Origin of the sequence: Salmonella sp. 5800 (genome assembly GCF_046558195.1) — a bacterium.
Lineage (GTDB): Bacteria > Pseudomonadota > Gammaproteobacteria > Enterobacterales > Enterobacteriaceae > Salmonella > Salmonella enterica.
Genome location: NZ_JBGDOX010000008.1, coordinates 73,633 through 88,114 on the forward strand (window position 1 = coordinate 73,633; position 14,482 = coordinate 88,114).

The following is a 14,482-nucleotide window of genomic DNA, read 5'->3' on the forward strand; positions in this document are numbered from 1 at the left end:
ATATTATGATGAAAAAACAATTATTACATAGTGTGATTGTTGGTGTACTGGCAGCAGTCAGCGCGAGTATTTCCATACCCTCTCTGGCGGGAACATCAAGCCTGGATTTGACCGTTGATGCTAATATTACGAGCGGTACATGTTCCGTATCCGTGCTGGATGGCGACACCGCCACCAATACTATTGCTTTTGGTAGTGTCTATCTTTCTGAAGTTGCGGCCGCAACAAAAGTAAAAGCCTTTGCATTACGTTTCAGCGACTGCGCCGGGATACCCAATAAAAAAGCCAAGCTTGTAATAGCGCCTAACAACGTCCAGTGCCCCGGAACCAATCACACTAACGGTCAGTTCCCCAACGCTTCAACAGCCACAGATAAAGCGGTGGGAACCAACGTAGAATTATGGCCAACGTCCGTTCCGGAAACCTCAGGCACGGTGAAATTCCACTGCTGGTCTAAAAATCCGCAGGAGATTGATCTGACGGGAGCCAGCACAACGGCGCCTGTCGATTATCCGCTTAGCGCACGTCTGGTTGCTGAAAGCGGTCTGTCGGCAGCAAGCCGGACGGCGGGTGATTTTTACTCCCCAACTATCTTTACCATTACTTACCCGTAACGGTGAGAAGCATGACGCGCTCTCGTATTATCCCTCTCTTGACGTTAACCACAGGGTTGGCAACAGCCCTGTTTACCGCCTCTCTGTATGCCGACACCAACGTGGATTTTACCGCCACCGTGCAGAAAGATACCTGCCAGATTGAAATTGACGGTAATGGTACAGTCAGTTTAGCGACCGTCGGGCCAGGCTACTTTGCCGATGGCGTCACGGCGGAAACGGACTATGGGGGCGGCAAGGAATTTCTGATTAAGTTGATAAGCTGCCCGGTTAGCGACGGCGCAATCACGAACGTCACGTTTAACTTTCTACCACAAAGCGGGCAGTTCGTTACCGGTAATCAGCAGGTGTTTGCCAATGATTTAACGACCAGCACAGACGGTGCAGCCAACGTCGGCGTAGTGATTTTTACCACCGGGTCCCCCCGACATAACGTTCTGAACACCGATGGTTCCTCGCGGGCAACCTTTGCTGCGACGACATACAGCGATACCTCATGGACGTTTTATGCCCGGATGCAGAAAGTCCTCAGTAACGACGTGGTCGTCCCCGGCAAACTCAGCAGCCGCGTGCTGGTAAATGTTGAATATGAATAACGTGAGGACCAGTTAACTATTATGATAACAAAATGCGATCACCGACTGATGCTATTAAACACGCAGAGACTAAAGAATGTCATTAAAATCATATCATTATTACTTTTTTCTTTCGTTTCTTTTGTGACGCCTTCGTATGGCTGGTCACTATATGTAGGCCAATATACAAACAATAAAGGAGGAGACATATGGGGAAAGATGCAGGATTTTACAAAATCCTATGCGCCCAAAAACATGCTTAATCCAATAGCTATTCATAACGGTTCAGGACTGCGTGAAATCTCCGTGTCGTATAATGCGACAGAACTCGACCCCGGTACTGGGCTAAGTTGTAACAAAGATGGTAGTAACCATGTCCTGACACTATATCATGGCTACAAGAACTCCGGTAAAACCTACAACGGTAATATACTATGGGAAACCAATACATCTGGTATGTACATTGGTATCGAAGTCACCAGCATCAACTTTGGCGGCCAATACTGGAATGAACAATTCTGGGTAAACTGGAGCAACGGAGAAACGTCCGGCTCAAAAAAATTTGATTTAACAAATATCATACCAAATGATGGTCGTTTCGAACTCTGTAACAGGCCAACCAACTGGACCTATTATGGATTAGGCGGTATTGTTCTGTGGGTTAAATATCATTTGTATATTGATGACTCTTTTAATCCTGCCGGGGCAACCTCGTTATCCGTTTCGCTACGAAAAGAACAATCGTATGATTTTCAATTTGCTTCATCACCAGCCTTCTCAGGCTCATATAATGTATATTACGATATAGCACCAAATCAGTTGACGATTAACTATCCTACTTGTCAGGCCAATGCGGTCACAGGCGATGGGGTAACAAATTCAACGGTCCCATTTGGGGAATATAATGCCAAAGACATTTCGGCGAATACCATTAACCGCAAATTTTCCATAAAACTCAGTAATTGCGCTTACGTTAAGGAATTGAATGTTACGTTAAGTTCTGCAACGGTAGGAGGGCAGGATAACACCTTGCTCGGTAATACACTTACCGGCAGTGAGGCGGCTGGTGGCATTGGTGTTATGATCGAAGGAGAGAAAAATCCAAACAGCTCTGCTGACTGGGCCTTACTTAAGCCAAACATCAGCAGTTCTATTTATTCTTTCACTAACTCCCCGGATTACGAAAATAGCGAAATTGGGAATACTGAACAGGTAATGAATTTCCAGGCGACCCTGAAACAGGATGGTAACAAAACGATAACCCCAGGAAAATTCAAAGCTACGGGTAAATTCACCATTACTTATCCCTGATGTTTATTCCGGCAGACCTCCTCTGCCGGTTTTTTCCTTTCCCACAAAGCGCTAACACTTTCTTCTGTCATTCCCCTACAATGCGGCCATTCTATTCATCAATATTATGGCCGGAGAGGTTATGAGCAAACCCACCACTATCTCACTGCTGCAAAAATGCAAACAGGAAAAGAAGCGCTTCGCGACAATTACCGCCTACGACTACAGCTTCGCTAAGTTATTTGCCGACGAAGGTATCAATGTGATGCTGGTTGGCGACTCGCTGGGCATGACGATTCAGGGGCATGACTCCACCCTGCCGGTCACCGTGGAAGATATCGCTTACCACACTCGTGCCGTGCGACGTGGCGCGCCCAGCTGTCTATTGCTCTCCGACCTGCCGTTTATGGCTTACGCCACCCCGGAACAGGCATGTGAAAACGCGGCTATCGTGATGCGTGCGGGGGCCAATATGGTCAAAATTGAAGGCGGCGCCTGGCTGGTTGATACGGTGAAAATGCTCACCGAACGCGCCGTACCGGTTTGTGGTCATCTGGGGCTAACGCCACAGTCGGTGAATATCTTCGGCGGCTATAAAATTCAGGGCCGCGGCGATGCAGGGCAAGTGCTGCTGGATGACGCGCTGGCTTTAGAAGCGGCTGGCGCTCAACTGCTGGTGCTGGAGTGCGTGCCGGTTGAACTGGCGAAGCGCGTGACCGAAGCACTGTCGATTCCGGTGATCGGCATCGGCGCGGGCAACGTCACCGACGGTCAGATCCTGGTGATGCACGATGCGTTTGGCATCACCGGCGGCCACATCCCGAAATTTGCGAAAAATTTCCTTGCCGAAGCTGGCGACATGCGCGCCGCCGTACGGCAGTATATGGCTGAAGTGGAGTCCGGCGTTTATCCGGGCGAAGAACACAGCTTTCACTAATTTTTCTAACCGTGCCGGATGGCGACGCGACGCGTCTTATCCAGCCTACAGATCCTCAATGGATGTAGGCCTGATAAGCGCAGCGCCATCGGGCAGGATCATCAAGCAACTCAAGGAGTCTTGTTGTGCTAATCATTGAAACCCTGCCGCTGCTGCGCCAGCATATTCGTCGTCTGCGTCAGGAAGGTAAACGCGTCGCACTGGTTCCCACCATGGGCAACCTGCACGACGGCCATATGAAGCTGGTCGATGAGGCAAAAGCCCGGGCTGATGTGGTGATCGTCAGCATTTTCGTCAATCCGATGCAGTTTGACCGGCCGGACGATCTGGTGCGTTATCCGCGCACGCTGCAGGAAGACTGTGAAAAGCTGAACAAACGCAAAGTCGATTATGTCTTTGCGCCAGCCGTTGAGGAAATTTACCCGCAGGGGCTGGAAGGCCATACGTACGTTGATGTTCCCGGCCTCTCCACCATGCTGGAAGGCGCCAGCCGTCCAGGTCATTTCCGCGGCGTCTCGACCATCGTCAGCAAGCTGTTCAACCTGATCCAGCCGGATATCGCCTGCTTTGGCGAGAAGGATTTCCAGCAACTGGCGCTGATCCGCAAAATGGTGGCGGATATGAGTTATGACATTGAGATCGTCGGCGTGCCGATTATTCGCGCCAAAGACGGTCTGGCGCTCAGCTCACGTAACAGTTATCTGACCGCAGAGCAGCGCAAAATTGCGCCAGGTCTACACAACGTGATGAATAGCATCGCTGAAAAACTGATTGCGGGTAATCGTGAGCTGCAAGAGATTATTGCCATTGCCGAACAGGAATTGAATGAAAAAGGCTTCCGTGCCGACGACATTCAAATCCGTGATGCCGACACGCTGCAGGAGCTGACGGAAACCAGCAAACGCGCAGTGATTCTGGCCGCCACCTGGCTGGGTCAGGCGCGTCTGATCGATAATCAAAGCGTTACATTAGCCCAGTAGACAGGGGTTAAAAATCGGGCAATACTGCCTGAGAATTTCCAAAGCAGGCCACAAGCGCCTGCTTAGTCAAGATAAACGACAGGGTATAGATGTTATGATTCGCACCATGCTGCAAGGCAAGCTCCACCGCGTAAAAGTCACGCAGGCGGACCTGCACTACGAAGGTTCCTGTGCCATTGACCAGGATTTCCTCGATGCCTCCGGTATTCTGGAAAACGAAGCGATTGATATCTGGAACGTGACCAATGGGAAACGTTTCTCAACCTATGCGATTGCGGCTGAACGCGGCTCCAGAATCATCTCGGTGAACGGCGCGGCGGCGCACTGCGCTGAGGTTGGCGACATTGTGATTATCGCCAGCTTCGTCACCATGTCTGATGAAGAAGCGCGTACATGGCGGCCGAAAGTGGCCTATTTTGAAGGCGACAACGAAATGAAGCGTACCGCGAAAGCCATTCCGGTCCAGGTTGCCTGATAGTCCTTACCCCTGCGGCTGGTTGCTGATCAGCCGCGACATGGTTTCCAGCGAATCCGTGCGCAGAATATACAGCCTTTTGAGCAGCATCGGATTATCTCCCGGCTTCACCTTCCCTCTCACCGTGGTTACCGCCAGATGGAAACCGGCGTCGCCCGCCGCTTTTACCGCCGTGGCGTTATAACCGCCAAAGGGATAAGAAAGATAAAATACGTGCGGAGTAAACTGTGCGAGTGCCCGCCGCGAGCGTTCAAAATCAAACAGAATATTATGGTAGCTGCGGCTATATAAAATCGGGCGACGATGCCCGTCCACCCGATGTAAAAAGTGGGTATGCGACTGAAAATCAAAAACGTCGCTTATCTTGCGCAATTCGGACACGCTCATAAATTGCAGCGATCTGGGACTCCATGTTTGCGGATGGCGCTTAATACGCGATGAGATAATAAATGCCGTCGCTTTCATACCGTACTGCTTTAATACCGGATACGCATAGCGACTCACCGATTTAAGGCCATCGTCAAAGGTGATAACCACCGCGCGCGCCGGGAAATTCGCGCGGTTATGGATGTAATCCTCCAGTTGGTACATCGTCAACGTGGCATAGCCGCGATCGCGAAGCCAGGTCATTTGGTTGCTGAATGCCCGAACCGAAGTCGTGGTGGACGTATGGCGAAAACGGGTATTCTCTTCATCACGTAAGATGTGATGATAGGTCAAAATCGGAATGCCGTTGTCTTCCTGCGCATCCATGGCGCTGACATAAGCCAGCCTGTCGCCAATACGGATCTGATACCAGGTTTGGTGTAGCCGGCCTTGCAGCTTGCTAATAATGGGGTAACGCAAATTATCCACCAATACGCCAAACGGGGCGCTACTGATGTCCGGCGCGTTATACACCGGCGTGTCCTTCCAGGTCACCAGATTCTGATTGCTGAGCGGCTTGTTAAGATCGCCCAGGCCATCTTCCACTTTTTGTTTTCCCTGCACGGATTCCAGATGGCCTTTATCGATAAAGCCCACACCGAAGCCGAATTTAAAGGCATAATAATCAGCCGCAACAGGCGTTACGGAAAGAATTTGTCCGGCGCGGATATTCCCTACGGTCACCATTTTGTCGCCAATCTGCGACCAGATGGCGGCATCTTTCGTCGTTTGCATATAACGAGCGGGCAAGGCAGCCAACACATTACCGGCGAAAAAGAACAGCAAGATAAGAACAACGCGCATAACCATATATCATAACCAAGACGAAAAAACGCCGTTATTGTAGCAAAAGCGTCGTCAATGGTATTGATCAAAACTCATACGAATCATGCAGCAATACAAAAGGCGGATTTTTCTGCTGCTGATGCCAGAGACTGGTGACATCCGGCGCGCCAAGCGCGACAATCTGGTCGCGAAATGCTGAACTGCTCATTGACTCTCGCCAGGGAATCATTTCTTCCATCAATGAATAGCTGACACCGGAAATAACTTCACATTGAGAATGTTTATGGCTCATCAGCGACGCTACACGATAAGGCGCCGCGCCGGAAATGTCGGTTAAAAATATCACGCCTTCACCGGAGTCGGTGGCATGGAGGGCGTCACACATCATGCGGCTGAGCATATTTACGCTTAACCCACGCCAGAAATTGACCGCCCGACACTGCGCCAACGGCCCATACTTCTTTTCAAGACCTTCGAGCATTTCCTGCGCCCGATCGTCATGACAGGAAATGACCCATCCCAGCATAACTTCTCCTCCATTGAGCTCTAATCCTGAATGATGTCAGCATGGTTTTTTGGCCGACAACACACTATGACCATGATCATTTTTTATTCAAAAAAATTTGCATTATTTTTAAAATTGTTCGCAGCCTTCATAGAAGGCTGGCCCATTAAAGTATAATCACGGCGATTCAATAAACAAACACCCACCAAAGCAATTAATTAAATATACATTATAAATATTTCATATTTATGTATTCTGAATTTTTCTTCGCGCCGCAAAAATCATTGGACATCATATTTACTCATTCGGAAATAAAAATAACAATAAATACCCACATAATAAATATTGCTACTATGTCAATATTTATAATATTTTAAAGGATCAAAGATAATGAAACTTACCTTACAAACACTCACTGTGGTACTGGCTGCCATCACCCTCTCTCCCGCCGCGCTGGCAGACACCGCTAAAGACGGCACCGTACATATCTACGGCGCCATTAAGCTAAACGCCTGTACGGTAACAACGGATTCAGTAGACGTGACATTACAGGACGAATTTGCCTCTCTTTTTACTGCTGCAGGGCAGACGGCAGGGGATAAAGACTTCACCATCGATCTCGAAAACTGCGACGCAAACATCTACAGCAATGTACAGGCGCGCTTTGAAGGCACGCTCGACGGAACCGATGCGACCATCCTGAAAAATGACGCTGATGCGACGAATATTGGCGTGCAAATTCTTGATAAAACTAGCACCCCTATGACCTTTAACGATCTTCAGGCATGGTCTGCCTCAGTCGCGCTCCCTACAGAAGAGGGGGTGACGACACTCTCAATGCCTTTCACCGCCCGCTATATCGCCACCGCGGTTCCCGTTGAATCGGGAAATGTCGATGCGACCGCAACATTCTATCTGCAATATAACTGATCCTGGCGGCCAGCGTCGGCTGGCCCCTTTGTTTATTGAGGTCATCAATGAATTCATTGGCTAAAGCAGGATTGCTTTGTTGCCTGTTGTGCGGTTCGCTGGCGCATGCCGCAGGGATAAACATCGGCACAACGCGGGTTATTTTTCGCGGCGATGCCAAAGATGCGTCCATATCGATAAGCAATAGCGACAACGTTCCCTATTTAATTCAGTCCTGGGCGCAATCGATCAGCGAAACCGGGGCGAGCGGCGATGCGCCGTTTATGGTCACCCCGCCGCTTTTTCGCCTTAATGGCGGGCAAAAGAACGTACTACGAATTATCCGTACCGGCGGCAATTTGCCGGAAGATCGCGAGTCGCTGTACTGGCTGGATATTAAATCGATTCCCAGCAGCAATCCGGACAATAAACACAACACGCTCATGCTGGCCGTTAAAGCGGAATTTAAGCTGATTTACCGGCCAAAAGCGTTAACCCAAAAACCAGAAGAGGTTGCCGATCGGTTAACGTGGTCGCGTCAGGGTCGCACGCTCACCGTGAAGAACCCCACGCCCTATTATATGAACTTCGCCACCCTTTCCGTTGGCAGTCAAAAAGTGAAAGCCCCGCGCTATGTGGCGCCTTTCGGCAACGCGCAGTACACGCTGCCTGCCGCCGCCAGCGGCCCGATTGTCTGGTCTATCATCAACGATTTTGGCGGTACTGGCCCCGAACATAAACAAACGCCTTGAGAAGAGTGACAGGGATGAGAGTGCCGATGCGCAAAAGGCAACACCGGGTATTTTATTTATCGCGCTGCGCTGTGTGTATCGCGCTGGGCAGCACGTTCACACACGTTGCATGGGCGCGCGACTATTTCAATCCGGCATTTATTGAAAACCATGGGCAGGCGAGTCGCACAAGCGTCGATCTATCGACATTTGATAACGACAAAAGCCAGCTTCCTGGCACCTATTACGTCACTATCAATATCAACAAAACAGAAATCGGCGCGCGAAACGTTGATTTTCAACTCACGACGCTCAGTGACGGTCAACAGGTATTACAGGGCTGTTTACGGCTTCAGGAACTAAAAGATAACAGCGTCAAAACCGACCTTTTTCCAACGCTGGAGAGTGAAAAAGGCTGCGTCGATCTCAGCGTTATCCCCGGTGCCAGCCAGCGGTTTGATTTTCAGCAACAGGCATTATCAGTAAGCATCCCGCAACTCTACATCGCCAACAACGCGCGCGGCTACGTGCCGCCGGAAAAGTGGCAGGAGGGGATTACCGCGCTGATGCTGAACTACAGCTTCAGCGGCTATAAAGAGTACGGTTCCAGCGAGGATTCCGACGATGCGGAATCGAAGTATCTCGCTCTCCAGCCGGGTTTTAACCTCGGGCCGTGGCGTTTTCGCAACTACAGTAACTGGAGTTCAAATAACGGCGACAGCGGTAGCTGGAACAGCGTTTATAATTATTTACAGCGCGACATTATCGCGCTGAAAAGCCAGTTCACCGCCGGAGACAGCAATACGCCATCCGACGTGTTCGACAGCGTACCTTTTCGCGGCCTCCAGCTCACCTCTGACGATCAAATGCAGCCCAACAGCCAGCGTGGTTACGCCCCGACGATTCGCGGCATCGCCCGCTCAAACGCGCAGGTTATCGTGCGGCAAAACGGCTATATCGCCTATCAGACCGCCGTTTCGCCGGGCGAATTTGAAATCAACGATATGTTTCCCACCGGCAGCAACGGCGACTATGACGTAACGGTAAAAGAAGCCGACGGCAGCGAACAGCATTTTATCGTGCCCTACTCTTCGCTGCCGATTCTGCAGCGCACCGGACGGGCAAAATACAGCGTGACCGTGGGTAAATACCGCGATTATAACAACCACACGCTGGACGACTTCGGCCAGGCGACCCTGCTGTACGGCCTGCCGTGGGGCATCACCCTATACGGCGGCAGCCAGATTGCCGGCGATAAATACCAGTCCGTCGCCTTCGGCGTCGGGCAAAATATGCAGATGCTGGGGGCCATTTCCCTGGACGGCATCTGGTCGCACGCCAAATTTGACGATGGCCGCAAAGAAATCGGGCAATCCTGGCGCGTCCGCTACAGCAAGGGCGTAGTCAGTACGGGTACCACGTTTTCGCTGGCTGGCTATCGTTACGCCAGCGAAAACTACAATTCGCTGAGCGAGGTGATCAACCCGGACGACGATTTTTATGATAACTACGGCAAGCGCCATAATCGTTTCGAAGCCTCGGTCAACCAGCAAATTAGCAATACGCTCGGTTCCTTAACGCTAAGTTGGGTCAAAGAAGATTACTGGCACAGCGCGCAGCAGATGGAATCCCTGAGCGCCAGCTACAACAATAGCTGGGGTCCGGTGAGCTATACGCTGAGCTACAGCTATAACAAAAACACCTATCAGTACCGATCGGACAATGACGATGATGATAACGACGACGATCGTTATAACCAGAACGATCGGCTGTTCACGCTGTCGCTGCATGTTCCGTTTACGGTGTTCGATTCCAGGCTATACGCCAGCTATATGCTGAACACGCGTAAGCATGATGCCACGGTGAACAGTACCACCCTTAGCGGCACCGCGCTGCGTGACAGAAACCTGAACTGGTCGTTACAGCAGAGCCACAGCACACAAGACGGTGATTCTGGCGGGGTAAACGCCAGCTACAAAGGCACTTATGCCAACCTCAACGCCGGTTACAATCAGTCGCCAGATAGCCAACAGGTCAGCTACGGCATCAGCGGCGGCATTCTGGCGCACGAAAACGGTATTACCCTGAGCCAGCCGATTACCGGCGCGGCGATTTTAATTAAAGCGCCCGGCGCCAGCGGCGTTTCGGTTGAAAACCAGACCGGCGTCGCCACCGACTTCCGGGGTTATACGGTGATCCCCAACGTCACGCCGTATTATCGCTACGATATCTCGCTCGACAGCAGCACGTTTGCCGACAACGTGGATATTCCGCTCAACAACCAGACCGTCTACCCGACGCGTAATGCGGTGGTGCGCGCGGCGTATGACACGCATAAGGGTTATCGCGTGTTGTTAACGCTGACGCGCAGCAATGGCGAGCCCGTGCCCTTTGGCGCGACGGCAAGCGTCGATGGGCAGGATGCGAACCTGGCCAGTATCGTCGGCGATAAAGGCCAGGTCTTCCTCAGCGGCCTGCCGGAAGAGGGCCTGCTGCTGGTGAACTGGGGAAGCGCCTTTTGTCGCGCGGATTACCGCCTGGATATCAGCAAAAATATGAACGGCATCGTGATGGCGAACGCCGTCTGCCAGTGAGGAACACAATGAAGAATTTATGGATGCTGCTGGCGCTGTCGCTATTTTCAGGCCATGCGCTGGCAGAAGGAACGATGGGTAATGGAAGCGGCTGGTGTCAACCCACCAGCGGCACGCATAATTTTCCTTTTAGTTTTAATCAAACCATTACCGATACGGATGGGAACCAGACGGGAGTCGCCGTTGAAGAGCACTGGTCAGCTGGAGGAGAATATTCGGCTACATGCGACTGCGATAACAGTGATTATCGCGGGTACAACTATTTCACCGCGACCACCGGCGATCTGACGCAGAAAGGCACGTACAGCGAAACGCGATACTATGGACATATGGATTACTATGTCCTCGTGGCAGGCAAACTGGAAATTGGCACCGAAGCGTATATAGCCGGGAAGTTGAACCAGAATATTCCTGTCCCGTTTTCCTCAATCAGCAATGAAGATAGTTCCGCAGGCGGCTGTGGCGATGTAGAAATGAAATCAATGACGGAGGGCAATAAAGGCACGGTAAGAATTTATATTACTCATCCTTTGGTCGGAGAAATCTCGATCCCGCAAACAACGATCATGAATCTCTATTTATCAAAAACGCCGGGCAGCAGTGGAGATAATATTCCCCCCTCCGTTCCCCCTATCGCGCACGTCACCATGTCCGGGACCATTACCGTGCCGCAGTCCTGTTCCATCAACGCCGGGCAGGTTATCGAGGTCAGGCTGCCGGATATTGAGGGCAAAGATATTCGTCACCTCGGCGACAGTCCGCAGAACTCGCACGTCACCACTCAGGTAAACTTTACCTGTAGCAACGTGGCGGACGGCACCAACCTGTCAATGTCATTGAATGGAGAAACCGATCCGCACAACCCGGAATACCTGAAAACCGACAATGAGAATTTAGGGATACGGATTTCCGATAAATACGATAAGACCATCGTTCCCGGCGGCAGCGCCGAATTGCCGATTGAAGATTACGCCGACGGTAGAGGCAGCACCGAGTTCACCGCCGCGCCAGTCAATACCACCGGACATGTTCCCCACACCGGAGAATACCAGGCTACCGCCACGCTGGAGATTCAGATTCGCTGAGAGAAGCGTTGGGTTTCAGCAAGCCTCCCTCTACAGACCCGTAACCCATTGATATTACGGCCCCGTAGATAGGGTGAAGCGAAGTGCAACCCAACGCCCCTGTCAACGCTTAACTGCGCAAACCGCGTCCGCGCTGGATCAGCGACCAGCACAGCAGGTAGAAAGCGGCGATAAAGATCACCAGTACACCAAATGTGGTCACCAGCGGCACATCATGGATACCCAGGAAGCCGTAGCGGAAGCCGCTGATCATGTAGACGATCGGGTTCAGGTGCGACAACCCTTGCCAGAACGGCGGCAGCAGCGTCAGCGAGTAAAATACCCCGCCGAGGTAGGTTAGCGGCGTCAGCACAAAGGTCGGGATCAGGCTGATATCGTCAAAAGTTTTGGCAAAAACCGCGTTCAGCAAACCGGCCAGCGAGAACAGAATCGCCGTCAGGATCAATGTCAGAGCCACAAAGACCCAGGAGTGCACCTGGAAAGGCACGAAAAAGAGCGAAATCGCCGTCACCAGAATCCCCACGCACAGCCCGCGCGCTACGCCGCCGCCGACAAATCCGGCGATGATCACGTGCGTTGGTACCGGCGCGACCAGCAGCTCCTCAATATTGCGCTGAAACTTGGCGCTAAAAAATGACGACGCGACATTCGCGTAGGAGTTAGTAATAACCGCCATCATAATCAGGCCCGGCACAATAAATTGCATATAGCTAAAACCATGCATTTCGCCAATACGCGAACCGATCAGGTTACCGAAAATAATAAAATAGAGCGTCATCGTGATGACAGGCGGCACCAGAGTTTGCACCCAGATCCGCATAAAGCGGTGGATCTCTTTCGCCCAGATGCTTTTAAGGGCAACCCAGTAAAGCTGCATCATGCGCGATCTCCTTGTTTTTCATGCACCAGAGACACAAACAGTTCTTCCAGACGGTTGGCTTTATTACGCATACTTAATACCTGAACCCCCTGCTCGCTCAGTTGGCTAAAAACGCTGTTAACTCCCTGCTCGCGTAACACTTCCACCTCCAGAGTCGAGGTATCCACCAGACGATATTGATAACCCGCAAGCTTAGGCAGCGGGCTTTTTGGCGCTAAATCCAGAATAAACGTCTCCGATTTCAGCTTTGAAAGCAGATTTTTCATGGAGGTATTTTCCACCAGCTCGCCGTGCTGAATAATACCGATATTGCGGCACAGCATTTCCGCCTCTTCCAGATAGTGGGTGGTGAGAATAATCGTGGTGCCTTTGGCGTTTAAGTCTTTCAGGAATCCCCACATCGAGCGACGCAATTCGATATCGACGCCCGCCGTCGGCTCGTCGAGAATCAATAGTTTAGGTTCATGCATCAATGCGCGGGCGATCATCAGGCGGCGTTTCATCCCACCGGACAGCATCCGCGCGCGTTCACTACGTTTTTCCCACAGATCGAGCTGTTTTAAATACTTTTCGCTACGTAAAACCGCCTCTTTATGTTCCACGCCGTAATAACCGGCCTGATTCACTACGATCTGTTGCACCGTTTCAAACGGGTTAAAGTTAAACTCCTGTGGCACCAGTCCAAGCTGTCGCTTGGCGTTAACCACGTCTTTTTCCAGGTCGTAACCAAAAACGTTAACGCGCCCGGACGTTTTATTAACCAATGAGCTGATAATACCGATGGTGGTCGATTTCCCTGCTCCATTTGGCCCCAGAAGCGCGTAAAAATCCCCCGCTTCGACCTGCAAATCTATGCCGCGCAGCGCCTGAACGCCGCCGGGATAGGTTTTTTTAAGTTGTTGAAGTTCCAGCGCAATGGTCATAAATTCTCACTTACTTTACGTTCTTACACTTTATATATGGTTTAAATAACTACGGAGTTGCCCTATATTAGCCCAACGCACTTATTTGGTTACAGGTCGTTAACTTCCATGAAAGACATAGATACACTCATCAGCAACAATGCACTATGGTCAAAAATGCTGGTGGAAGAGGACCCCGGATTTTTTGAGAAACTGGCGCAAGCGCAAAAACCGCGCTTTCTATGGATTGGATGTTCCGACAGCCGCGTTCCCGCAGAGCGTTTAACCGGGCTTGAACCGGGCGAATTGTTTGTTCACCGTAATGTGGCTAACCTGGTTATTCACACCGATCTGAACTGTCTCTCCGTGGTTCAGTATGCGGTAGATGTTCTGGAAGTTGAGCATATTATCATTTGCGGCCACTCCGGTTGCGGCGGTATCAAGGCTGCGGTAGAAAACCCTGAGCTGGGCTTGATTAATAACTGGCTGCTGCATATCCGCGACATCTGGCTTAAACATAGCTCGCTGTTGGGAAAAATGCCCGAAGAGCAACGTCTGGACGCGCTCTATGAATTGAACGTCATGGAGCAGGTCTATAACCTGGGGCATTCCACCATTATGCAGTCAGCGTGGAAACGCGGGCAGAATGTGACCATTCACGGCTGGGCGTACAGTATCAATGATGGCCTGCTGCGCGATCTTGACGTCACCGCCACCAACAAAAAAACGCTGGAGAACGGCTATCATAAGGGTATCTCCGCCCTAAGTCTGAAATACATTCCCCACCAATAAG

General features: G+C 51.1%; 15 protein-coding genes. 11 read left to right on the forward strand and 4 right to left on the reverse strand.

The features are described from left to right. Window positions 1-5: 5 nt before the first annotated feature. The 6 genes from ACLJZ5_RS15660 (at window position 6) to panD (ending at window position 4,871) form a co-directional block, all read left to right on the forward strand. Window positions 6-614, forward strand: a complete 609-nt coding sequence (locus ACLJZ5_RS15660) for a fimbrial protein (RefSeq protein WP_024147412.1) — start codon at window positions 6-8, stop codon at window positions 612-614. An 11-nt stretch (window positions 615-625) separates the two neighbouring features. Continuing rightward, window positions 626-1,210, forward strand: a complete 585-nt coding sequence (locus ACLJZ5_RS15665; protein ID WP_024797608.1) for a fimbrial-like protein — start codon at window positions 626-628, stop codon at window positions 1,208-1,210. A gap of 21 nt (window positions 1,211-1,231) precedes the next feature. Beyond that, on the forward strand, window positions 1,232-2,500 hold the full coding sequence (locus ACLJZ5_RS15670) for a fimbrial-like adhesin (protein WP_071991580.1): 1,269 nt from the start codon (window positions 1,232-1,234) through the stop codon (window positions 2,498-2,500). Window positions 2,501-2,621: 121 nt separating this feature from the next. Then, complete coding sequence (gene panB, locus ACLJZ5_RS15675; RefSeq protein ID WP_024797610.1) at window positions 2,622-3,416, forward strand: 3-methyl-2-oxobutanoate hydroxymethyltransferase; 795 nt, start codon at window positions 2,622-2,624, stop codon at window positions 3,414-3,416. Window positions 3,417-3,541: 125 nt separating this feature from the next. Next, the gene (gene panC, locus ACLJZ5_RS15680; protein ID WP_116526410.1) at window positions 3,542-4,396 is read left to right on the forward strand and encodes a pantoate--beta-alanine ligase; all 855 of its coding nucleotides are present in this window, start codon (window positions 3,542-3,544) and stop codon (window positions 4,394-4,396) included. Between the two features lie 94 nt (window positions 4,397-4,490). Beyond that, a complete protein-coding gene (gene panD / locus ACLJZ5_RS15685; protein ID WP_000621526.1) occupies window positions 4,491-4,871 on the forward strand; it encodes an aspartate 1-decarboxylase in 381 nt (126 codons plus the stop codon). Window positions 4,872-4,877: 6 nt separating this feature from the next. On the opposite strand, the gene ACLJZ5_RS15690 is transcribed toward panD, so the two are convergent. Then, on the reverse strand, window positions 4,878-6,107 hold the full coding sequence (locus ACLJZ5_RS15690) for a polysaccharide deacetylase family protein (protein ID WP_024798565.1): 1,230 nt from the start codon (window positions 6,105-6,107) through the stop codon (window positions 4,878-4,880). A gap of 61 nt (window positions 6,108-6,168) precedes the next feature. Continuing rightward, complete coding sequence (locus tag ACLJZ5_RS15695; RefSeq protein WP_000901958.1) at window positions 6,169-6,609, reverse strand: PTS sugar transporter subunit IIA; 441 nt, start codon at window positions 6,607-6,609, stop codon at window positions 6,169-6,171. Window positions 6,610-6,978: 369 nt separating this feature from the next. On the opposite strand from ACLJZ5_RS15695, the gene ACLJZ5_RS15700 reads away from it, so the two are divergent. From ACLJZ5_RS15700 to ACLJZ5_RS15715, 4 genes are read left to right on the forward strand one after another with little or no spacing between them, the layout of a single operon-like run. Then, a complete protein-coding gene (locus ACLJZ5_RS15700) occupies window positions 6,979-7,518 on the forward strand; it encodes a fimbrial protein (protein WP_024798361.1) in 540 nt (179 codons plus the stop codon). A gap of 47 nt (window positions 7,519-7,565) precedes the next feature. Then, window positions 7,566-8,249, forward strand: coding sequence for a fimbrial biogenesis chaperone StiB (gene stiB / locus ACLJZ5_RS15705; protein WP_024798362.1), 684 nt, complete (start codon window positions 7,566-7,568; stop codon window positions 8,247-8,249). A 26-nt stretch (window positions 8,250-8,275) separates the two neighbouring features. Beyond that, a complete protein-coding gene (locus ACLJZ5_RS15710; RefSeq protein ID WP_024798363.1) occupies window positions 8,276-10,822 on the forward strand; it encodes a fimbrial outer membrane usher protein in 2,547 nt (848 codons plus the stop codon). A gap of 8 nt (window positions 10,823-10,830) precedes the next feature. Continuing rightward, window positions 10,831-11,907 carry a fimbrial protein gene (locus ACLJZ5_RS15715; RefSeq protein ID WP_024798364.1) on the forward strand — a complete coding sequence of 359 codons (1,077 nt, stop codon included), beginning with the start codon at window positions 10,831-10,833 and terminating at the stop codon, window positions 11,905-11,907. Window positions 11,908-12,016: 109 nt separating this feature from the next. Here the strand turns inward: ACLJZ5_RS15715 and ACLJZ5_RS15720 are convergent, their stop codons facing one another. Together ACLJZ5_RS15720 and ACLJZ5_RS15725 are read right to left on the reverse strand one after the other, a co-directional pair. Then, window positions 12,017-12,787 carry an ABC transporter permease gene (locus tag ACLJZ5_RS15720; RefSeq protein ID WP_000983418.1) on the reverse strand — a complete coding sequence of 257 codons (771 nt, stop codon included), beginning with the start codon at window positions 12,785-12,787 and terminating at the stop codon, window positions 12,017-12,019. After that, on the reverse strand, window positions 12,784-13,710 hold the full coding sequence (locus ACLJZ5_RS15725) for an ABC transporter ATP-binding protein (RefSeq protein WP_001523220.1): 927 nt from the start codon (window positions 13,708-13,710) through the stop codon (window positions 12,784-12,786). The genes ACLJZ5_RS15720 and ACLJZ5_RS15725 overlap by 4 nt, the downstream gene beginning before the upstream one ends. A gap of 108 nt (window positions 13,711-13,818) precedes the next feature. Here ACLJZ5_RS15725 and can point away from each other — a divergent pair, with 108 nt between their 5' ends. Further along, window positions 13,819-14,481 carry a carbonate dehydratase gene (gene can / locus ACLJZ5_RS15730; RefSeq protein WP_000651590.1) on the forward strand — a complete coding sequence of 221 codons (663 nt, stop codon included), beginning with the start codon at window positions 13,819-13,821 and terminating at the stop codon, window positions 14,479-14,481. Window position 14,482: the final 1 nt, after the last annotated feature.